Source organism: Bradyrhizobium sp. LjRoot220, from assembly GCF_964252915.1.
Lineage (GTDB): Bacteria > Pseudomonadota > Alphaproteobacteria > Rhizobiales > Xanthobacteraceae > Bradyrhizobium.
The window spans coordinates 147,770-166,646 of record NZ_CAXUPS020000008.1 but is presented as its reverse complement, the minus strand read 5'-3'; the positions used below and the strand labels follow the sequence as shown (position 1 = coordinate 166,646).

Below are 18,877 nucleotides of genomic sequence, written 5' to 3'. Positions count from 1 at the left end.
CATGCATTCGCCGGCGCCTTCCTCGAAAGTCACGACCGCACAGGTATTTGCCATCGCAGGTCCCGCGATGGTCGCGAACCTGACGACGCCGCTGATCGGCATCGTCTCGACCACGGCGATCGGCCGGCTCGGTGACGCCACGCTGCTCGGCGGCGTGGCGGTCGCCTCGGTGCTGTTCGACTGCATCTTCTGGCTGTTCGCGTTCCTGCGCATGGGTACGGTGGCGTTCACGGCGCAGTCCACCGGCGCCGGCGAGACCAGCGAATTGCGGGCCATTCTGGTGCGCGGCTTCATCGTCGCGGCACTGATCGGCACAGTGCTCATCCTGCTGCAGATCCCGCTCGCCAATATCCTGTTGGCGACCATGGGCGGCAGCGAGGGCGTCACGCGCGCTGCCAAGACCTATTTCACGATCCGGATCTGGTCGGCGCCGCTGGCGCTCGGCAATTATGTCGTGCTGGGATGGCTGATCGGGCAGGCGCGCGCCAAGCTCGCACTCGGTACCCAGATCACCATCAACCTGATCAATGCGGCCGCGACCGCGTTGCTGGTGCTGGTGCTCGATTTCGGCATCGCGGGGGCGGCGACCGCCGCCGTGATCGCGGAAGCGGCAGGGCTTGCGCTCGGCATTGTGATCGCGGGCCGGTTGACGCATTGGAAACTCGCGATCGAGATTGCCACCCTGTTCGACCGCGCCAAGCTGATGCGGATGCTCTCGGTCAACCGCGACATCATGATCCGCACCGCGTCGCTGATCGCGGTGTGGCTGTTTTTCACTGCCCAGGGCGCCCGCGCCGGCGATGCGGCGTTGGCCGCCAATGCGGTCTTGAGCAATTTCCTGCTGATCAGCGCGTTCTTCCTCGACGGCCTTGCCAACGCCGCCGAACAGCTCTGCGGCCGCGCCTATGGCGCCCGCGACAGGAGCAGCTTCGCCGGCGCGGTCAAACTGGTCGTGATCTGGGGTTTTGGTTTTGCGCTCGGCGTCGCCGCTGTCTTCGCGCTGTTCGGCCCCGCATTGATCGAAACGATGACGGCGAGCGTCGAGGTGCGGCGCCTCGCGCGCGAGTTTCTGCCGTTCGTGATCTTCGCGCCGCTGCTTGGCGTGTTCGCCTTTGCCTTTGACGGGGTCTATATCGGCGCGACCTGGGCGCGCGACATGCGCAACCTGATGCTGCTGGCGCTTGCAATCTTCCTTGGCGCATGGCTGGCGCTGCGCTCGTTCGGCAATGCCGGACTGTGGGGCGCGCTACTGGTGCACTACGCCGCCCGCGGCGGCCTGGAGGCGCTGCGTTATCCGGCGCTGTTGAAGAAGTCGTTCCGCACCAGTAATCCGTCATCCCCGGGATGAACGCAATTGCGTTCACCCGCGAGGCGCGAGCCTTGCGGCGCACTCGCGCCGCTGGGCGAGCCTCGAAGGATACGGCCACGGGCCGTCGCCCTTCGAGGGCCACGCTACGCGCGGCCGCCTCAGGGTGACGGATCACTTATTTCGGGCCTTGGCCCACTACTGCACCGGCCATTCTTCGGCGGTGATCGTCGCGGCATCGGCGCCGACGATTTCCGACAGCGAGTCACGCCCCGTCCGCAGCAAGGTCGAGGACAGATCGTTCTTGATGTCCTCGACCAGCCCGAGGCCCTTGTAGATCAGCGACGAGTAGAGCTGGATCAGGCTGGCGCCGGCGCGGATTTTCGTCAGGGCCGCTCCGCCTGAGTCGATGCCGCCGACCCCGATCAGCGGGAACGCGCCCTCGGCACGTACATAGGTCTCCGCCACCATCCGCGTCGACAATCGAAACAGCGGCCGGCCCGACAGACCGCCCTGCTCCCTGGCGCGGCTCGATTCGCGCAGCGTCGCGGGCCGCGCCAGCGTGGTGTTGGCCACGATCATGCCGTCGACGCGGCGCGAACGTGCGATGTGCACGACGTCGTCGAGCTCGTTGAGACTCAAATCCGGCGCGACCTTGAGCAGCACCGGGGAATCGCCGGCATTCTTGCGCACCCGCTCGCGCGCATCGATCACCTTGGCGAGGAGATCGTCGAGGGCTGCGGATTGCTGCAAATTGCGCAGGCCGGGCGTGTTCGGCGAGGAGACGTTGACGGTGAAATAGCTCGCGACCGGCGCAAAGGTCTCGATCAGCTTGACGTAGTCGGCGGTGCGGTCGGCCGAATCCTTGTTGGCACCGACATTGACGCCGACAATGCCGCCAAGATGCGCGCGCGCGGCGAGCCGCCGCAGCACGACCTCGGCACCGTCATTGTTGAAGCCCATCCGGTTGATCACGGCCTCGTCGCGCTCCATCCGGAACAGCCGCGGCCGCGGATTGCCGACTTGCGGTTTGGGCGTCACCGAGCCGATTTCGACGAATCCAAAACCCAGCCGCAGCAGCGCGTCGGGCACCTCCGCGCTCTTGTCGAAGCCCGCGGCCATGCCGATCGGATTGGGAAAGTTCAGGCCGAAGGCGCGCACCGCCAGTTTCGAATCGTCCGGCTTTGATCGGATCGGCGGCAGCAGCCGCAGGCCCTGGATCGCCATGCGATGGGCATCCTCCGGATCGAACCAGCGGAGCAGCGGCAGCGACAAGGCATCGAAGGCGCGGATCACGGCGCAAGCTCCGGAATGTCGTGATAGCCGTCGGACCGCGCCCGCATATCGAGGATCGCGGTAACGGCGCCGAGATCGAGTTCGCCATAGAGATGCGGGAACAATTCGTCATTGCGCGAGGCCTCCCAGCGCAGGCTTTCCCCAAGCGCATCGGCGTCGACCGCGATCAGAAACAGCCCGGTCTGGCCGAAATAGTGTTTCCGCGCGGTCTCGGCGACCTGGGAAGCTGTGGAAAAATGGATGTAGCCGTCGCGCAGATCGTCCGCGCTGCCTTTGTAGACGCCTTGCCGCTCGGCCTCGCGCCAGGCTGAGGCGGGGCTGATTTTGTAGATCGTGGGCACTCGCCGGCATTCCCTGCTTGTCGTTGAGTCTCTTGGGATTTTTCCCCGGGACTCCGGGTCGGGCGCCGACCGTAAAGGCGGCTGGGGCTTAACTCAAGCGTCGCCGCGCCGCCCGGCCAGAATCGGATTTGCGGACCGCCGCCGCTTCAGGTAATAATTCCTAAAGCGATTCAGGGTTGTTCCATGGCCAAACAGTCCAAAACCCAACGTATCCTCACCCACGGCCAGGTCTGGGCCGCGCTCGACCGGCTCGCCGAGCGCGCCGGGCTATCGCCCTCGGGCCTTGCCAAGCGCTCCGGCCTCGATCCCACCACCTTCAACAAATCCAAGCGCATCACGGGCGATGGCCGCGAACGCTGGCCGTCAACCGAATCGGTCTCCAAGGCACTGGCCGCCACCAATGCCTCGGTCGAAACCTTCGTGCAGCTGATCGGCGACGGCGGGCGCAGCCTGCAATCGGTGCCGTTGCTCGGCCTCGCGCAGGCCGGCAGCGGCAATCATTTCGACGACAGCGGTTTTCCCGCCGGCAAGGGCTGGGACGAGGTGGCGCTGCCGGCCGCGGGTGACGAGCACGCCTATGCGCTGGAAATATCCGGCGATTCGATGAAGCCCGCCTATCGCGATGGCGACATCATCGTGGTGTCGCCGGGCACCGCGATCCGGCGCGGCGACCGTGTCGTGGTGAAGACCAGTGGCGGCGAGGTGATGGTGAAGGAGTTGAAGCGCCGCACCACCAAGACGCTGGAGCTGCAATCGCTCAACCCGGCGCAGGCCGATCGCGCGCTCGACGCCGACGACGTCGAGTGGATCGCGCGTATCGTGTGGGCGAGCCAGTAGCGCTTCCCGCCGTGCCGGATGTCCTGCAGGATGTGCTGGAAGATTCGCTTCGCATCGTCCTGTGCGGGATGGCTGCGGGCACTGTATCCGCCAAGGCCAAGGCTTACTACGCGCACAAGCAGAACAAATTCTGGACGATCTTGCACGAGACCGGACTGACGCCGACGCGGCTGCTGCCGCACCAATACCGCGATCTGCTGCAGCACCGGATCGGCCTCACCGATCTGGTGAAGACGCACTCGGGAATGGATCACCAAATCCCGCTATCAGAACTGAGACTGGAGGCGCGATCTCGCTTGAACAATTCGGTAGCGGCGTTCCGGCCGAAATTTCTCGCGTTCACGAGCAAGGCGGCCGGGCAAGGATTTCTCGGTGGCAAACGCGATTACGGCGAGCAGGCTGAGCGGATCGCGGATACCCGGATCTGGATCCTGCCCTCCACGTCGGGCGCCGCGAACGGAACCTGGCGCCCGGAAGTGTGGCACGCGTTTGCGGATCGTGTGAGGGTGTATGGGAATTAGCATCTATCAACGTCGTCCCTGCGAACGCAGGGACCCATACCGCGAGGTCTTACGTTTCGCGATGTAGACGATTGTAGGGTGGGCAAAGCGAAGCGTGCCCCACCAATCGAGATCACGAATATAGATGGCGGGCACGGCGCAAGCGCGCCTTTGCCCACCCTACGTTTGCTGCGATGTAGTTGACGCCCTTCGCCAACAATTGGTGCCGGTGGTTATGGGTCCCTGCGTTCGCAGGGACGACAATAAACCTTCCACTACGTCGCGTAGTCAGGCTCTTTGCGATCGAGCATGCGCTTCAACGCATCGAAGTGCCGCTGCGCCGGCGTCGGTCCCTTGTAAAGATGCTCATCCTTGTATTCGCGCTTGGTCTTCTCCACCACGGGCGCGGGAAGCTGCTTCAGCTTCTGTCCGGTCCACATCGCGTAGATCTGCACCTGCGCGGCGCGCTCGACGTAATAGAGCATGTCGTAGGCCTCGGCGACGGTCGCACCGACCGTCGAGATGCCGTGATTGGCCATGAACAGCACGGTCTTGTCACCGATCACCTTCGCAAGCCGCGCGCCTTCGGCGGGATCGACGGCCGGGCCGGTGTATTCGTCGTCATAGGCGATGGCGCCCGACAGCCCGACCTCGGTCTGGCCGATCTCCTTGATGCGCGGATCGTCGAGGCGCGTCAGCGCGCTGGCATAGGGCATGTGGGTGTGAAACACCGCTTTCGCCTGCGGCAGCGCCTTGTGGATCGGCGCGTGGATGCAATAGCAGGAGCGCTCGACCTCGCCCTCGCCGCGCTTGACCTCGCCGTCATCGATGCCGACCTCCATGAAGGACGAGGCCGTGACCTCGGACCAATGCATGCCGAACGGGATCTGGTAGTAGCGATCGGTGCGGCCCGGCACCGTGTAGGTCAGATGGTTGAAGATGCCTTCGGAAAAACCCTGATTGAAGGCGAGGCGGTGCGCGGCCGCCAGATCAACCCGCGCCTGCCATTCCTCGGCGCTGCTGTCATTGAGCATGTTCGGCGAAACCAACTGCATGCGTCTGCTCCCGATGTTGCCTGCCCCTCGACGGGGGCTTGATGGCGAACATTGTAGCGCAATTTGGCGCAGCCTGCGGCTGAAATTGCGGCGGGCCTGCCATCCGGATTTGCGGCGCTGGCCGTTGCGATGAGGGATACGATGCGACCGTCAACCCACTTCCATCGTCGTCCCTGCGCACGCAGGGACCCATACCGCGTGATCTATCGATACTGCAGCGTGGCAGACGCGATCAAGGCAACTGCATTCGGCGGCGATGGGTCCCTGCGTGCGCAGGGACGACGGAGACTATTACGCACTCCGCGCCAGCGCGCCGTCGATCATGTTCACCGCATTGGTCAAGCCATACACCGCGACGAACGAGCCGAAGCGCGGGCCTTTTTCCTGACCGAGCAGCACCTGATAGAGCATGTTGAACCAGTCGAGCGAGACGCCCGGCCGGCCATCCTTGCCTTTCTTGACGGGATCGAGGAACGGCTCGCGGCGGCCGATCTCGTAGACCACGTTCTGGATCTCTTCCGCGGTTGACGACGCCGGCAATTGCGACAGCGCGTCGCGCAGATCTTGCAGCGCGACCCGTTCGTTGTCGGTCGGCTCACGGAATTTTTTCGTCGGCGCCACGAAGTCGCGATAGTAATTGATGGCGTAGCCGACCAATGCATCGAGCTTCGGATGGGTCTGCGGCGTCACGCCGGGCCGGTAACGGCCGATAAAACCCCACAGCGTCTCGGCATTCTCCGCGTTCGACGACGACACCAGCGTCAGCAACAGCTGGAACGTGACCGGCATGTCAGCCTTCGGCGGCTGGCCGGCATGGATGTGCCAGACCGGATTTTGCAGCTGTTGCTTGGCGTCCTGCCGCGGCAAGCCGTCGAGGAATTGCTGGTAGTCGTCGACATTGCGCGGGATCACGTCGAAATGCAGCCGCTTCGCCGCCTTCGGCTCGCGGTACATGAAGAGCGACAGCGATTCCGGCGACGCATAGCGCAGCCATTCGTCGATGGTGAGCCCGTTGCCCTTCGACTTCGAAATCTTCTGGCCCTGCTCGTCGAGGAACAGTTCGTAATTGAAGCCTTCCGGCGGCGTGGCGCCGAGCGCCCGGGTGATCTGGCCCGAAAGCTTCACCGAATCGATCAGATCCTTTCCGGCCATCTCGTAGTCGACGCCGAGCGCGACCCAGCGCATTGCCCAGTCGGCCTTCCACTGACACTTCACATGGCCGCCCGTGACCGGGGTTTCGACCTCTTCGCCGCTGTCCGGGTCGACATATGTAATCGTGCCGGCGGCGACATCGCGGCGGATCATCGGCACCTGAAGCACGATGCCTGTAGTCTTGCTGATGGGGAGGAACGGGGAATAGGTCGCGCGCCGGTCCGGTCCCAGTGTCGGGAGGATGATCGCCATCACCTTGTCGTAGGCGGCAAGCATCCTGAGCAGCGTCGCGTCGAAGCGGCCCGACGTGTAGTAATCGGTCGAGCTTGCAAACTCGTAGTCGAAACCGAAATGATCGAGGAAGGCGCGCAACCGCGCATTGTTGGCGGCACCGAACGAAGGGTGTTCGTTCGAGAACGGATCCGGCACCCGCGTCAGCGGCTTGCCGAGATGGGCCGTCATCATGTCGCGGTTGGGAACGTTGTCCGGCACCTTGCGCAGGCCGTCCATGTCGTCGGAGAACGCCAGCAGCCTGGTTTTGATCTTGTCCTCGGTCAGCACGCGAAAGGCATGCCGCACCATGGTGGTGCGCGCGACCTCGCCGAAGGTGCCGATATGCGGCAGCCCCGACGGGCCGTAGCCGGTCTCGAACAGCACCTCGTCCTTCGGGCTCTTTTTCAGCCGCGCGACAATCGCTTTCGCCTGCTCGAATGGCCAGGCGCTGGATTGTTCGGCGAGCGCACGCAAATCGCTCGGGCTGGCGGCAAGGTCGATGGTGGACATTTAGACGAGCTTTCTCCGAAGGGCCGGGAAACGGCGCCCAGCAGTATAGATCGTAGGGTGGGCAAAGCGAAGCGTGCCCACCACAACGTTGAATGCAAGATGGTGGGCACGGCGCAAGTGCGCCTTTGCCCACCCTACGAATCCAACTCCTAAAACGGGCTGATGGAAAAATAACGCAGCCACAAATCCGTGTAGCGGCCTTTTTCCCAGAGCCGGAACAGCGCCCAGTTCAGCGACTGCCGCAGCAAATCATTGCCCTTGCGGACCGCGATGCCGATGCCCTCGCCGAAGTAACGGCTTTCGACAAAGGGCCCGCCCGAAAAGGCGCAGCAGTCGGCGGAATCAGTGCCGTTGATCCAGAACGCCAGTGCGATCGCGTCGCCGAAGATGAAGTCGACTTCGCTCCGCCGCAGCGCCAGCCGCAGTGCCTCGTCGTTGGGGTAGGGCTTGATCTCGGCGTCGGTGAACATCGCCTTCAGATAGGCCTCATGCGAGGTGCCGGCGATGGCGCCGATTTTCTTGCCTTCGAGATATTCGGGGCGAACCTCCGGCATCACGGCGTCGCGCCGCGACGCGAAGCGTGCCGGCGCGCGGTAATAGGGATCGGTGAAATCGACGCGGGCGCGCAATTGCGGCGTCACCGCCATCGACGCGATGATCGCGTCGCCGCGGTTGCTGGCAATGGCGTCGATCAGGGTCTCGAACCGGCGCATCTGGATGGTGCAGGTGACCTTGATCTCGTCGCACAGCGCGCGCGCCAGATCGACATTGAAACCGGCGGGATTGCCGTCCGGACCGGTGAAGTTGAACGGCGGATAGTCGGTCTCGGTCAGAAACCGGATCACCGTGAGACGCGACATGTCGGGCCGGTCCGGCCGCCGCCTTGGGTCCCAGAACCCGGGCACCGCCTGCGGCGCCGCCTCGACCGCCGGCCGGGGCGCGGTTTGTGCGGAAGCCTCACCGGGCAGGACAACGGCCAGCGCAGCCGCAACCGACAACCCGGTCAGCAAGCTGCGGACGGATTCTGGCAATCTGGCGCTGGTCAAAAAGGCTGGCTGGTGGTGGGGCATTGCCGGCGTTTTATTGTGGAATTGGACGGCCTTATAGACCATCCGGAACCCGATGCGAGGCCGTTTTGCGGCTTTTGGGGCTTTCGGTGCTGCTCAGAGATACTTCTTCAGGTCGGTCGCCGCTTCCTGGGGCGTCCGTTTCAGGTTGAACGGCGAGACAAAACGGCCGTCGCGATCCATCAAATAGACCAGCGCGGTGTGGTCCATGGTGTAGTCGCCGTCCTTGAGCGGGACCTTCTTGGAATAGACCCGGTAGGCCGACAGCACCTTGGACACCGCCTCGGGATTGCCGGTCAGCCCCTTCAGATGCGGATCGAAGCTGGACAGATAATCTTTCATCGCGGCCGCAGTGTCGCGCTCCGGATCGACCGAGACGAAAAAGGCGTTGACCCGGTCGGCGTCCTTGCCCATCGCCTTCAGCACTTCGGAAATTTCGAACAGCGCGGTCGGGCAGACATCGGGGCAATGGGTGAAGCCGAAGAAGATCAGCGTCGGCTTGCCCTTGAGATCCTTGTCGGTGACGGTTCGGCCGGCCTGGTCGGTCAATTGAAACGGCCCGCCGATCGCGGCCGGCGTGGTCACGCCGCGCAAACCGCCGAGCGCCCACAGCATGATCAGGAGGCCAACCAACAGGCTGGCGGCGAAGGAAGCGACGATCACCAGCGGGCGGAGAGTCCGGTCCATGCAAGAATTCCTCAATGTCCGGATCAGAAACAGGCCGAGATGCCGGCGGCAATCATCTCAAAAAACACCGCCGTCCCGTAGTGGAACCAGAGCGCTGCGGCGCCGAACACCGCCAGCGCGCCAAGGCCGGCGGCGCTCCAGACGATCGCGGACGCCACCCTGCCCTGCGGCCCGGTCGCCGCGATCATCCGGTGCTGGGTGGAAATCGGCTGAACCATGGGGTTCAGATAGGGCCAGTTCCGGGGCCAGGCAAGCGCCATGACCGCGCGGCCAATCACCTCATGGGGAGGAATATCCGCAGCTTTAGCGAGACTCCGGGCGATCTCAGCGAGACGCCGGGCGATCTCAGCGAGACCCCGCGATCTCTCAGCGAAACGCGGGCTTGATTGCGGAGGCCTGGGCGTCGAGATAGCAGGGCTTGAACATCGCCTGCAATTGCTTGCCGCGCAGGAAGATCATGCGCTGGGTCAAGCCGCCGCGTTGGGCGATCCAGCGCCGAATCGGCGTCGGGTACATCGAATACAACATCTGGGTGGCTTCGGCGTTGGTGATCGCCCGGCCGTTGGCGCCGAAATCCCAGGCGGCATGGAAACCGAGATTGGCGTGCGAGGTGACGCAGATTCGGTCATGGGGAACCGCGCCGAGAACGATGGTGCAGGCCGATGCGCACAGGCCATCGATGATGACCATCTCGCCGGAACTCCGCAGGCCCTGATATTTATCGACATAGGTGCCGATCCGACCGCCGCGATCGTCGGCAATCCGGACCACCGCCTGGCTCGATGCAACCCCTGCCAGCAGCAATACCGCCGCCAGCACCCCCGTCACCAGCTTCATATCCCAGCCCCAGTCCTGAAACGTCGAACCCGAATCTGATTGTCTTTGTGATGCATGACTTCGCGAGCGTCGTTCGAGACTGTGATTTTGTCTAGGCAGACGAAGTCCCTCAAAACAAATTCAAATCAAGTGTTGCCGCGGCGCTGCACCCGGCCGCGGGAAAAGGTCCCAAACTGGAACAAGTTAACGCTTCCACGGTGGCCGCATCGCCACAGGCAAGAGCATTTGCCGTTGACCGCATTGCATAGCGTGGTCTTGAATCAACATCGGGTTGGGGGAGGACACGATGGCAGAGGACGCAGACGTAATTGTGGTCGGCGGCGGGCTGGCCGGCCTGGTCGCGGCATGCGAAGTCGCCGACGCCGGCAAGCGCGTCATCGTGATCGATCAGGAGGGCGAACAAAGCCTTGGCGGTCAGGCGTTCTGGTCGTTCGGCGGACTGTTTTTGGTCGACAGTCCCGAACAGCGCCGGCTCGGCATCAAGGACAGTGTTGACCTCGCGATGCAGGATTGGCTGGGCACCGCGGGCTTCGATCGCGATGAGGATCTCTGGCCGAGGAAGTGGGCGGAAGCCTATGTCGCTTTCGCCGCCGGGGAGAAGCGCGGCTGGCTGCGCGCGATGGGCCATCGCATCTTCCCCGTGGTCGGCTGGGCCGAACGCGGCGGCTATGACGCGATGGGGCACGGCAATTCGGTGCCGCGCTTTCATGTCACCTGGGGCACCGGCCCCGGCATTGTCGAGCCGTTCGAACGGCGGGCGCGCGAGGCGCAGAAGAGCGGCAGGCTGATTTTCAAGTTCCGCCACCGCGTCGATGCGCTCACCATCAGCAACGGCACGGTTGAGGGCGTCAGCGGCGCGATCCTCGAACCCACAAACGTCGAGCGCGGCCAGAGCAGTTCGCGCAAGGTCATCGGCGATTTCAGCTTGCGTGCGCAGGCGGTCATCGTCGCCTCCGGCGGCATCGGCGGCAATCACGACCTGGTGCGGCAAAACTGGCCGCAGCGGCTCGGCGCGCCGCCGAAGCACATGATCTCGGGCGTGCCCGAACATGTCGACGGCCGCATGATCGGAATCACTGAAGCCGCGGGCGCGCGGCTGATCAACCGCGACCGGATGTGGCATTACGTCGAGGGCATCCGGAACTGGGCGCCGATCTGGCCGCGCCACGGCATTCGCATCCTGCCCGGCCCGTCGTCGCTTTGGTTCGACGCGACAGGAAATCGGCTGCCCGCGCCGCTGTTTCCCGGCTCCGACACGCTCGGCCAGCTGCATTACATCATGGGCACGGGTTATGACTATTCCTGGTTCATCCTGACCCAGAGCATCATCAAGAAGGAGTTCGCGCTTTCTGGCTCGGAACAGAATCCCGACCTTACGGGAAAAAGCTGGCGCATGACCATCAAGCGCGCCACCAACAAGGGCGCGCCGGCGCCGGTGGAGGCGTTCAAGCAGAAGGGCGCCGACTTCATCGTGCGCGACAATCTCGCCGACCTCGTCAGCGCCATGAACGCGCTCAGCGGCGACAATCTGCTGCAGCTCGACCACGTCAAGCGCCAGATCGAGGCGCGCGACCGCGAGATCACCAATCCCTACGTCAAGGATGCGCAGGTGATGAACATCCACAATGCGCGGCGCTATATCGGCGATAAACTGATCCGCACCGCAAAGCCGCATCGCATCCTCGATCCCGAGCATGGCCCGCTGATCGCGGTCAAACTCAACATCCTGACCCGCAAGACGCTGGGCGGGTTCGAGACCGATCTGGACTCGCGCGTGTTCGGCACTGGCGGCGAGATCATCAAGGGGCTCTATGCTGTCGGCGAAGCCGCCGGTTTTGGCGGCGGCGGCGTGCACGGCTATCGGTCGCTGGAGGGCACGTTCCTTGGCGGGTGCCTGTTCACGGGACGAAACGCGGGCCGCGCGGCGGCGAAGGCGGTCGGATGACCCGGCGGACAGATCAGGGCCGCGGGGCCCGGAAACAAAACCGCGAAAACAACCCCATGCAAAGAAAGGAACCCATTGGCGGAGTTATCGTTTTGACACTGAAAATCATGGGGATATTGCTCGCGGCAAGCCTGACAATGGCCGCGAGCGGCCCGCCGGCTCGCGCCCAGAGCAATCCCGGCGCGCCAGCGCCCTCAGCCGCCAAGCTCGAACGCCTGTCGCAATATTTCGAAAACGAAGTGACGACCGGCAAGCTTGCCGGCGCGGTCGTGCTGATCCAGCAACATGGCAAGCCGGTCTATCTCAAAAGCTTCGGCGTGCGGGATGTCGCGACCAAGCTGCCGATGACGCCGGACACGATCTTTGCCGTCCATTCGATGACCAAGCCGATCACCAGCCTGGCGGCGATGATGCTGATCGATGACGGCAAACTGGCGCTGTCCGATCCGGTGTCCCGGTACATTCCGGCATTTGCCGCCACAAAAGTCGGCGTCGAGTCCAAAGCGAAGGATGGCAAGCCGATCTTGAAACTCGTACCGCCGAACCGGCCGGTGACGATCGAGGACCTGCTCCGGCATACGTCCGGCATCACCTATGAATACATTGGCGGCGAATTGATCATGAAGGCCTATATGGCTGCCAACATCTTCGAGGGACACTTCAACAACGCGGATTTTGCCGAACGCATTGCGCGCCTGCCGTTGGCGAGACAGCCCGGCACACTGTGGCGCTACGGCCATTCCACCGACGTTCTCGGGCGCGTCATCGAAATTGTCTCCGGCAAATCGCTGTATCAGTTCCTGAAAGAGCGCGTTCTCGATCCGCTCGGCATGACCAGCACGAAGTTCGTGCTGCAGGGCGCCGCTGAGGCGGCGCGCATGGCCGAGCCGCTGCCGGGCGATACCGTCCTGCGTATGTCGGCGGAGGAACGGCGCCGGCATCCCGAATGGGAATCAGCCGGCGGCGGTCTCCTTTCGACCATCACCGACTACGCGCGATTTGCGCAGATGCTGCTCAACGGCGGAAAGCTCGACGGCAAGCAGTATCTCAGCCCGGCCGCGTTCAAGCAGATGACGTCAGACCAGATCGGACCAGGCTCCGGCGTCGGGCGGGATTACTATTATTTTCCCGGCGATGGTTTTGGTTACGGTTACGGCCTTGCGGTTCGCGTGGAACCGGGAAATGCCAAGCCGCCGCCGGCGGGCTCGATCGGCGAACTCAAATGGGACAGCGGCAGCGGCACTTACTTCGGCGTCGATCCCAAGCTGGACATGGTCTACATCCTGATGGAGCAGACCCAGATGGAGCGCCAACGCATCACTCCCGCTTTCAAGGCGCTGGTTTATGATGCGTTCGAAAAATAGGCTGACTGCGGCGGCGAAAGCGGCCTTCTGAAGGCTGCTCGCAGGAACCAGTGGCGCATGCCGGCCCGCCGCGCTAAGGAGGCGCGCCACACAAAAAACGGAGAACAACATGTCAGTCGAGCGTTTCGAAACCGGTCCGCGCATGAGCCAGGTCGTCGTCCACGGCAATACCGTCTATCTCGCGGGCGTCGTCGCCAACAAGGCCGCAGGCAAAAGCGTGACCGAGCAAACGCAGGATATCCTTTCGATCATCGACGGCCATCTCGCCAAAGCCGGCACCGACAAATCGAAACTGTTGAGCGCCACGATCTACATCACCGACATGAAGACGTTTCCGGAAATGAACGCGGCGTGGGACGGCTGGGTCTCGGCGGGCAACACCCCGGCGCGCGCCACCGTCGAAGCCAAGCTGGCGGCGCCGCAATACAATGTCGAGATCATGGTAGTGGCTGCGAAGTAATTTCTGCCGAGTGAATTTTGACAGAGCGATTCTGGCGGCGCGAGGTTTTCATCCTCGCGCCGAATCTCCTTGACCTCAGAGGTAATCGATCCGCCCGCGCGAACCTTCGATAAAGGGCCAGCCGATCCGTTCGGCCGCAACGAAGGAGAGTCTCATGACCGACGCAACGACGATTGCCACTGGCTACATCGATCTGTGGAACGAACGAACCCCTGCCCGCCGCCGCGAGATCCTCGCCGCCAACTGGGCCAAGGATGCCCGCTATGTCGACCCGCTGATGAGCGGCGACGGCCATGACGGCGTCGATGCGCTGATCGCAGGGGTGCAGCAGCGCTTTCCCGATTTCAAGTTCAAGCTGATCGGCGAGCCCAACGGGTACGGCGATCACGTCCGCTTCTGCTGGGGCCTTGGCCCCGAGGGCGGCGACAGCCCGATCAAGGGAACGGACTTTGCCGTGCTCAGCGACGGCCGCATCCGCAGCGTCACCGGCTTCCTCGATCAGGTGCCGCCGGGCGCGTAAGCAAGCAGACGGGCGGCTGCCTTCCGTGAACCAGGGCGGGATGAAGTTAAGTTGAATCGGTGGGGCCGCAGATTCGCTGCACCTCTCCCGCTTGCGGGGGAGGTCGGATCGCATCGGAAGATGCGATCCGGGTGGGGGCTCTCTCCACACGAACAGTCTCGCTTGCGGCCACACCCCCACCCCAGCCCTCCCCCGCAAGCGGGAGAGGGAGCGCACCTGCCTCGCGGCTCGCAATCAGACCTAAACTCATCACGCTCTAGTTTAGGGCAGCCGCATCTGCCCCGAATTATTCCGGGAACCTCTTCCGCCTTGCCGCATCCAACCCCAATACAATGCTATTGGTGGAGCCATCATGCGTCAGGCCCGCACGCCGCATATCCCGCCGGTCGATACTGGTGACCTCGACCTGATCCGCCGCGCGCTCGCGCGCGACGAGAGCGCGGTTCGCGCCATCATGCAGGCGAACAACCGCCGGCTCTACCGGCTTGCCCGCGGCATCCTGCGCAACGACGGCGAGGCCGAGGACGTCGTGCAGGAGACTTACGTCCGCGCCTTCACGCAGCTGAAGAGTTTTCGCGGCGATTCCAGCCTCGCGACCTGGCTGGCGCGGATTGCCATGAACGAGGCGCTGGGACGATTGCGCCGGCAGCGGCCGGGCGTGGAATTGTCGTCATTGCCGCAGGGTATGCTCGAAGCCCAGATCATCCAGTTTCCCCGCGCCGCCGCCGACGATCCGGAAAAATCCATGGCCCAACGTGAAATTCAGCATGTCGTGGAGCATGCCATCGACGAATTGCCGGAAGCGTTCCGGCTGGTCTTCATCACCCGTGTGATCGAAGGCATGAACGTGGAGGAGACCGCCGAGATTCTGGGGCTAAATCCTGTGACCGTGAAGACGAGGTTGCACCGCGCCCGCGCCATGTTGCGCGACAATGTCGAGAAGAAGATCGGCCCTGTCGTGATGGAAGCGTTTCCGTTTGCGGGCAAGCGCTGCGAACGGCTCACCGCTGCCGTGCTGAACCGGCTCGGATTCTGATTCTGATTTTGACGCGTTTTCTTCACGCGAACCGGTACCCACCCACGGATCAAGTCCGAGGGCATGCTTCGCTCGAAAACGCTTTGTATAATTTTTCGGGAACCTCCGGCCGCCAGCGCCATCCAACTCCTGTGCAATCAACTTGAAAAGCCGGCCGCTCGCGGCCGGCGCCACAGGAGTGTCAAACCATGTTCGTTCGATTGAGCGCAGCCATTGCCGCGTTGAGCCTTTTGGCCAGCGCCGCGCTGGCGCAGGGCGCAAAGCCCACCGACCCGCAGATCGCGCATATCGCCTACACCGCAGGCGTTATCGACATCGCCGCCGCCAAGCAGGCGATCACCAAGGCCAGCAACAAGGACGTCAAGGCGTTCGCGGAAGGCATGGTGCGCGACCATGAAGCCGTGAACAAGCAGGCGCTCGACCTGGTCAAAAAGCTGAAGGTGACGCCCGAGGATAACGACACCAGCACGACGCTGTCGAAGCAGGCCGCCGACAAGCTCGCCGAACTCGGCAAGCTGAAGGGCGCCGACTACGACAAGGCCTATGTCGCCAACGAGGTCGCCTACCACAAGGCGGTCAATGGCACGCTGGAGACGCTGTTGATCCCGTCAGCCAGCAATGCCGAGCTGAAGAGCCTGCTGCAGACCGGCCTGAAGCTCTTTCAGGGCCACCAGCAGCACGCCGAACACGTTGCCGCCGGTTTGAAGTAAGGGAGAACGCCATGCTGCCGAGACGCACGTTTCTCATCGTGACCGCCCTGATATCGGGCGCAATCGCCGTCCCGGCGCATGCCGCAACCATCCAGATCGTGATGGACGATCTCGTGGTGTCGCCGGCGCAGGTAACCGCCAGGGTCGGCGACACCGTCGAATGGATCAACAAGGATGTTTTTGCCCACACCGCCACCGCGCGGAACGGCGATTTCGATGTCGCCATGCCGCCGAAGAAAACTGTGACGTCGGTGCTGAAGAAGGCCGGTACGGTCGAATATTACTGCCGCTTCCATCCCAACATGAAGGCGGTGCTGACGATCGCGCCGTAGGCCGGCGCCCTCTTCAGGCCAGCTTGCCCCGCTGCAGCACCATCGCCAGCCGCACCGCGACGGCGGCCTGCCACACCGGATAGAGCACCGAGGTCAAATCGAGGTCGAGCGCGCTGTCGACCGTCATCAGCGCGCCGGCCAGCGTGCCTGTCAGCACCATCCGCATCCACACCGCCGCATCGCGCGGTCCGGCCGGCAGCAGGGCGATGCCAAGCGCCATCAACCCGGCGCCGACGAAACCGCCGGCGAGGCCCGCCAGCACATTGCGCATGACCTTGGCGGCGCCATAGGTCTGCGCGTCAATGAAGATCGCAGCGTTCACCGCGCAGACGAAGGCGACCATGGTGACAATGCCGGCAACCAGCGCCGCCCACCATGGATTGGCGCTGCAGCGCCTGACCACGAAGAAGACCAGCAGCGCAAACGGCACCGCCACCAGCGCCATGCGCAGATTGCCGGAACCGCCGGTGAACTTGTCGATCAGCTGCGGCGTCAGCGGCGTCAGGATGCCCGACAGCAAACCGCCGGCGGCGATGACAAGCAGATTGCGGGAGGTGTTGTCGGCAGCGATGGCCTGGGTCAACGCGATCACCTCCATCTCAGCGCGGGCCCATCGTCTAGCACGATAGCGGCTGTGACTGTAGTCGCGCGCGGCGCAAGCCCGGTTCACAAACACCGGTTCACAAATAAAAGCCGCGCCAACCCGAAGGCTGACGCGGCCATGGCCGTTCTGTTGCCAGGTGGACCAACCCCGAACAGGTTACGCCGCGAGGCGCACTTCGTTCAATGCAACGTTATCGTTTGCATTTAGGTTTTTGACCCGATAACGGCGGTATCATGCCGAGCACAATTCAGAACTTCTTTGCGACCATCGATCCTGGTTCGCCCCCGCCATAGCAGCCCTGGGATTTTGCCTTGCGGCAGAATCGATCTCACCAAAGTGAGACCTTTAAGCTCAAGCTGCTAAGGTGGAGGCGCCGGGTACTGCCCCCGGGTCTGCCCGCAGTCCATTCTAAGGTTCAGCGCCATCGTCTTGCGACGGGAGCGGTTGTACGCGGGATTGAGGGCGAAAGATAGTCCGTTGGCGCGCGCATTCTCATCGAGGCATCGCGGATCGATGAAAGTGGACAATCTGCCATTCTGGCCCGCGCTTGGCGATTACGAACGTCACGCGGCCTGGATTACTAAACGGCTTGCCGTCCAGGACCCCCATTGAGTCGTTCAATCCAGCGACTACGACGGCAGTGTCCGACAGCACCATCACCTCTGAGGAACTTATAGGAGCTGCGCGGGGCCGTCGGGTCAGGATCGCGTCCTCGAAGTATTTGCGAATAGCCGCCGTGTCCGTCACCACCGTCTTGCTGCCCGTGCCCATGAAAAGTGCGTCGGGAGCATAGAGAGCGACGATTGCGTCCACGTCTGAAGCTGCAAACGCCTGAGTCCACTTGTCCAGGATCGCCATGGCATCTTCTCTTGGCCCTGCGACAGCAGAGCATGAGAGCAGTGCAGTGATAGAAAGAGCGGCCAGGAATACGCGCATGTCTCCCTCCACGTTTCAGCTAGCCAATAGGCGGACAGTCAGCAGCGCAGCTCGTAGCTCGTAGGGCGGATTGGAGCCGAAGGCGTAATCCCGCCCTACGAATTTTCCGCATCTGCCGGCGTATTAATTGTCCCACACCGCGTTTTGTCCTGCCGTCGTTAGGTATGGAGCGTCTTCGCGCATCGCGACCAAGCCAAGCTCGATCAGCTTTGCCAAATGGTCCCTGTTGATCATCAATGTTCGCTTTGCGGCAATATCCCGCAATGTCCATTTTAGATCGATCCCGTCGCGCCCGAACTGAGCGAGCGGATCTGCTTCGTCGTTCATTTCGCGTTCGCCTTCGGCCCCTGTTTCTACCAGCCGGATATTCTGCATTAGATCCAAGCCAGTGACCAGCGGGAGGGCACAAACCGACTGACGCGCCCGAACTCTGCAGTCCTAGCAGGAGCCCAGTTTATCGACGCGCTTTTGATGGTGACCGCCGTCGAAGGTCGTTCGCAAGAACACTTCGACGCATTCTTTCGCCACCGCTTCGCCGATCGTCCGTCCGCCCAGCGCCAGGACATTCGCGTCATTATGCTGACGGCACAGCCGCGCGCCCGTGACATCGTGCGCAAGCGCGCAACGGATGTGGGCATGGCGGTTGGCGGCGATCGAAATGCCGATGCCCGATCCGCAGATCAGAATGCCGCGTCCGGCCTTGCCCGCCTTGATCGCATCGGCCAGCTTGCCGGCGAAATCGGGATAGTCGACGGAATCGGCGCTGTTTGTGCCCAAATCCAGCCACTTCACATCGGGCAAAGCTACTTTCAGCGCTTCCTTGAGGGCAAAGCCCCCGTGATCACAGGCAATGGCTACCATGTGTTCCAAACGCGCGCCCTCGCCTTCGTCGGCCATTCGTTGCCCCCACAGCCATGAGCCCTGCTTTAGCAATTCAGGATTCTTGTAGATGTTGCCAATGACTTCATATCTCAGCCCAACTCATCCAGTCATCCATGTTGTGATAACGTGAGGCTGGATTATCTCGATGGTGCTTTAAAGGGTTTTGGAGCGAGCGAAGGGAATCGAACCCTCGTATGCAGCTTGGGAAGGATTCTACGCCCTAACGA

At 63.1% G+C, this 18,877-nt stretch carries 22 protein-coding genes and 1 other RNA gene; 10 read left to right on the top strand and 13 right to left on the bottom strand.

Annotated elements, in window-relative coordinates; genetic code table 11:
* Position 1 precedes the first annotated feature (1 nt).
* Complete coding sequence (locus ACSQ84_RS28450) at positions 2-1,348, top strand: MATE family efflux transporter (protein ID WP_436215040.1); 1,347 nt, start codon at positions 2-4, stop codon at positions 1,346-1,348.
* A gap of 156 nt (positions 1,349-1,504) precedes the next feature.
* Here the strand turns inward: ACSQ84_RS28450 and ACSQ84_RS28445 are convergent, their stop codons facing one another.
* On the bottom strand, positions 1,505-2,602 hold the full coding sequence (locus tag ACSQ84_RS28445) for a quinone-dependent dihydroorotate dehydrogenase (RefSeq protein ID WP_436215039.1): 1,098 nt from the start codon (positions 2,600-2,602) through the stop codon (positions 1,505-1,507).
* Positions 2,599-2,943, bottom strand: coding sequence for a DUF952 domain-containing protein (locus ACSQ84_RS28440; protein WP_436215038.1), 345 nt, complete (start codon positions 2,941-2,943; stop codon positions 2,599-2,601). Before ACSQ84_RS28440 ends, ACSQ84_RS28445 begins: the two co-directional genes overlap by 4 nt.
* A gap of 183 nt (positions 2,944-3,126) precedes the next feature.
* Here ACSQ84_RS28440 and ACSQ84_RS28435 point away from each other — a divergent pair, with 183 nt between their 5' ends.
* Positions 3,127-3,780 (top strand): S24 family peptidase, encoded by a 654-nt coding sequence (locus ACSQ84_RS28435; protein ID WP_436215037.1) that lies wholly within the window; start codon positions 3,127-3,129, stop codon positions 3,778-3,780.
* The gene (locus ACSQ84_RS28430) at positions 3,747-4,301 is read left to right on the top strand and encodes a mismatch-specific DNA-glycosylase (RefSeq protein ID WP_436215036.1); all 555 of its coding nucleotides are present in this window, start codon (positions 3,747-3,749) and stop codon (positions 4,299-4,301) included. Before ACSQ84_RS28435 ends, ACSQ84_RS28430 begins: the two co-directional genes overlap by 34 nt.
* 254 nt (positions 4,302-4,555) lie before the next feature.
* Here ACSQ84_RS28430 and ACSQ84_RS28425 read toward each other — a convergent pair whose 3' ends face one another.
* The 6 genes from ACSQ84_RS28425 to ACSQ84_RS28400 all read right to left on the bottom strand — a co-directional run bounded on the left by ACSQ84_RS28425 (position 4,556) and on the right by ACSQ84_RS28400 (position 9,861).
* Positions 4,556-5,335, bottom strand: coding sequence for a class II aldolase/adducin family protein (locus ACSQ84_RS28425; protein WP_436215035.1), 780 nt, complete (start codon positions 5,333-5,335; stop codon positions 4,556-4,558).
* Between the two features lie 291 nt (positions 5,336-5,626).
* On the bottom strand, positions 5,627-7,270 hold the full coding sequence (locus tag ACSQ84_RS28420) for a lysine--tRNA ligase (protein ID WP_436215034.1): 1,644 nt from the start codon (positions 7,268-7,270) through the stop codon (positions 5,627-5,629).
* A 149-nt stretch (positions 7,271-7,419) separates the two neighbouring features.
* Positions 7,420-8,340, bottom strand: a complete 921-nt coding sequence (locus ACSQ84_RS28415; protein WP_436215033.1) for a transporter substrate-binding domain-containing protein — start codon at positions 8,338-8,340, stop codon at positions 7,420-7,422.
* A 93-nt stretch (positions 8,341-8,433) separates the two neighbouring features.
* Positions 8,434-9,024, bottom strand: a complete 591-nt coding sequence (locus ACSQ84_RS28410) for an SCO family protein (protein ID WP_436215032.1) — start codon at positions 9,022-9,024, stop codon at positions 8,434-8,436.
* A 23-nt stretch (positions 9,025-9,047) separates the two neighbouring features.
* A complete protein-coding gene (locus ACSQ84_RS28405; RefSeq protein WP_436215031.1) occupies positions 9,048-9,284 on the bottom strand; it encodes a hypothetical protein in 237 nt (78 codons plus the stop codon).
* Between the two features lie 106 nt (positions 9,285-9,390).
* Positions 9,391-9,861: a hypothetical protein gene (locus tag ACSQ84_RS28400; protein ID WP_436215030.1), complete on the bottom strand. Its 471-nt coding sequence runs from the start codon at positions 9,859-9,861 to the stop codon at positions 9,391-9,393.
* A 286-nt stretch (positions 9,862-10,147) separates the two neighbouring features.
* Here ACSQ84_RS28400 and ACSQ84_RS28395 point away from each other — a divergent pair, with 286 nt between their 5' ends.
* The 7 genes from ACSQ84_RS28395 to ACSQ84_RS28365 all read left to right on the top strand — a co-directional run bounded on the left by ACSQ84_RS28395 (position 10,148) and on the right by ACSQ84_RS28365 (position 16,228).
* The gene (locus tag ACSQ84_RS28395) at positions 10,148-11,806 is read left to right on the top strand and encodes an FAD-binding dehydrogenase (protein ID WP_436215029.1); all 1,659 of its coding nucleotides are present in this window, start codon (positions 10,148-10,150) and stop codon (positions 11,804-11,806) included.
* 137 nt (positions 11,807-11,943) lie between these two features.
* Positions 11,944-13,170, top strand: a complete 1,227-nt coding sequence (locus ACSQ84_RS28390; protein ID WP_436215156.1) for a serine hydrolase domain-containing protein — start codon at positions 11,944-11,946, stop codon at positions 13,168-13,170.
* A gap of 109 nt (positions 13,171-13,279) precedes the next feature.
* Positions 13,280-13,630 (top strand): RidA family protein, encoded by a 351-nt coding sequence (locus ACSQ84_RS28385; protein ID WP_436215028.1) that lies wholly within the window; start codon positions 13,280-13,282, stop codon positions 13,628-13,630.
* 154 nt (positions 13,631-13,784) lie between these two features.
* Positions 13,785-14,150, top strand: coding sequence for a nuclear transport factor 2 family protein (locus ACSQ84_RS28380; RefSeq protein WP_436215027.1), 366 nt, complete (start codon positions 13,785-13,787; stop codon positions 14,148-14,150).
* Positions 14,151-14,502: 352 nt separating this feature from the next.
* Positions 14,503-15,186 (top strand): RNA polymerase sigma factor, encoded by a 684-nt coding sequence (locus ACSQ84_RS28375; protein WP_436215026.1) that lies wholly within the window; start codon positions 14,503-14,505, stop codon positions 15,184-15,186.
* A gap of 188 nt (positions 15,187-15,374) precedes the next feature.
* A complete protein-coding gene (locus tag ACSQ84_RS28370; protein WP_436215025.1) occupies positions 15,375-15,896 on the top strand; it encodes a DUF4142 domain-containing protein in 522 nt (173 codons plus the stop codon).
* Between the two features lie 11 nt (positions 15,897-15,907).
* Positions 15,908-16,228: a cupredoxin domain-containing protein gene (locus tag ACSQ84_RS28365; protein ID WP_436215024.1), complete on the top strand. Its 321-nt coding sequence runs from the start codon at positions 15,908-15,910 to the stop codon at positions 16,226-16,228.
* Positions 16,229-16,241: 13 nt separating this feature from the next.
* On the opposite strand, the gene ACSQ84_RS28360 is transcribed toward ACSQ84_RS28365, so the two are convergent.
* The 5 genes from ACSQ84_RS28360 to rpiB form a co-directional block, all read right to left on the bottom strand.
* Positions 16,242-16,811: a hypothetical protein gene (locus ACSQ84_RS28360; protein WP_436215023.1), complete on the bottom strand. Its 570-nt coding sequence runs from the start codon at positions 16,809-16,811 to the stop codon at positions 16,242-16,244.
* Positions 16,812-16,945: 134 nt separating this feature from the next.
* Positions 16,946-17,308: a transfer-messenger RNA gene (gene ssrA / locus ACSQ84_RS28355) on the bottom strand.
* Positions 17,309-17,324: 16 nt separating this feature from the next.
* Positions 17,325-17,768: an SgcJ/EcaC family oxidoreductase gene (locus tag ACSQ84_RS28350; protein WP_436215022.1), complete on the bottom strand. Its 444-nt coding sequence runs from the start codon at positions 17,766-17,768 to the stop codon at positions 17,325-17,327.
* Positions 17,769-17,891: 123 nt separating this feature from the next.
* A complete protein-coding gene (locus ACSQ84_RS28345) occupies positions 17,892-18,143 on the bottom strand; it encodes a hypothetical protein (protein ID WP_436215021.1) in 252 nt (83 codons plus the stop codon).
* A 63-nt stretch (positions 18,144-18,206) separates the two neighbouring features.
* A complete protein-coding gene (gene rpiB, locus ACSQ84_RS28340) occupies positions 18,207-18,665 on the bottom strand; it encodes a ribose 5-phosphate isomerase B (protein WP_436215020.1) in 459 nt (152 codons plus the stop codon).
* Between the last annotated feature and the right edge of the window lie 212 nt (positions 18,666-18,877).

Excerpts from the sequence above, each read along its gene's own strand:
- ACSQ84_RS28450 (WP_436215040.1), top strand. The coding sequence starts at position 2 with ATGCATTCGCCGGCGCCTTCCTCGAAAGTCACGACCGCACAGGTATTT.
- ACSQ84_RS28435 (WP_436215037.1), top strand. The coding sequence starts at position 3,127 with ATGGCCAAACAGTCCAAAACCCAACGTATCCTCACCCACGGCCAGGTC.
- ACSQ84_RS28425 (WP_436215035.1), bottom strand. The coding sequence starts at position 5,335 with ATGCAGTTGGTTTCGCCGAACATGCTCAATGACAGCAGCGCCGAGGAA.
- ACSQ84_RS28420 (WP_436215034.1), bottom strand. The coding sequence starts at position 7,270 with ATGTCCACCATCGACCTTGCCGCCAGCCCGAGCGATTTGCGTGCGCTC.
- ACSQ84_RS28415 (WP_436215033.1), bottom strand. The coding sequence starts at position 8,340 with ATGCCCCACCACCAGCCAGCCTTTTTGACCAGCGCCAGATTGCCAGAA.
- ACSQ84_RS28410 (WP_436215032.1), bottom strand. The coding sequence starts at position 9,024 with ATGGACCGGACTCTCCGCCCGCTGGTGATCGTCGCTTCCTTCGCCGCC.
- ACSQ84_RS28405 (WP_436215031.1), bottom strand. The coding sequence starts at position 9,284 with ATGGCGCTTGCCTGGCCCCGGAACTGGCCCTATCTGAACCCCATGGTT.
- ACSQ84_RS28400 (WP_436215030.1), bottom strand. The coding sequence starts at position 9,861 with ATGAAGCTGGTGACGGGGGTGCTGGCGGCGGTATTGCTGCTGGCAGGG.
- ACSQ84_RS28395 (WP_436215029.1), top strand. The coding sequence starts at position 10,148 with ATGGCAGAGGACGCAGACGTAATTGTGGTCGGCGGCGGGCTGGCCGGC.
- ACSQ84_RS28390 (WP_436215156.1), top strand. The coding sequence starts at position 11,944 with ATGGCCGCGAGCGGCCCGCCGGCTCGCGCCCAGAGCAATCCCGGCGCG.
- ACSQ84_RS28385 (WP_436215028.1), top strand. The coding sequence starts at position 13,280 with ATGTCAGTCGAGCGTTTCGAAACCGGTCCGCGCATGAGCCAGGTCGTC.
- ACSQ84_RS28380 (WP_436215027.1), top strand. The coding sequence starts at position 13,785 with ATGACCGACGCAACGACGATTGCCACTGGCTACATCGATCTGTGGAAC.
- ACSQ84_RS28375 (WP_436215026.1), top strand. The coding sequence starts at position 14,503 with ATGCGTCAGGCCCGCACGCCGCATATCCCGCCGGTCGATACTGGTGAC.
- ACSQ84_RS28370 (WP_436215025.1), top strand. The coding sequence starts at position 15,375 with ATGTTCGTTCGATTGAGCGCAGCCATTGCCGCGTTGAGCCTTTTGGCC.
- ACSQ84_RS28365 (WP_436215024.1), top strand. The coding sequence starts at position 15,908 with ATGCTGCCGAGACGCACGTTTCTCATCGTGACCGCCCTGATATCGGGC.
- ACSQ84_RS28350 (WP_436215022.1), bottom strand. The coding sequence starts at position 17,768 with ATGCGCGTATTCCTGGCCGCTCTTTCTATCACTGCACTGCTCTCATGC.
- ACSQ84_RS28345 (WP_436215021.1), bottom strand. The coding sequence starts at position 18,143 with ATGCAGAATATCCGGCTGGTAGAAACAGGGGCCGAAGGCGAACGCGAA.
- rpiB (WP_436215020.1), bottom strand. The coding sequence starts at position 18,665 with ATGGCCGACGAAGGCGAGGGCGCGCGTTTGGAACACATGGTAGCCATT.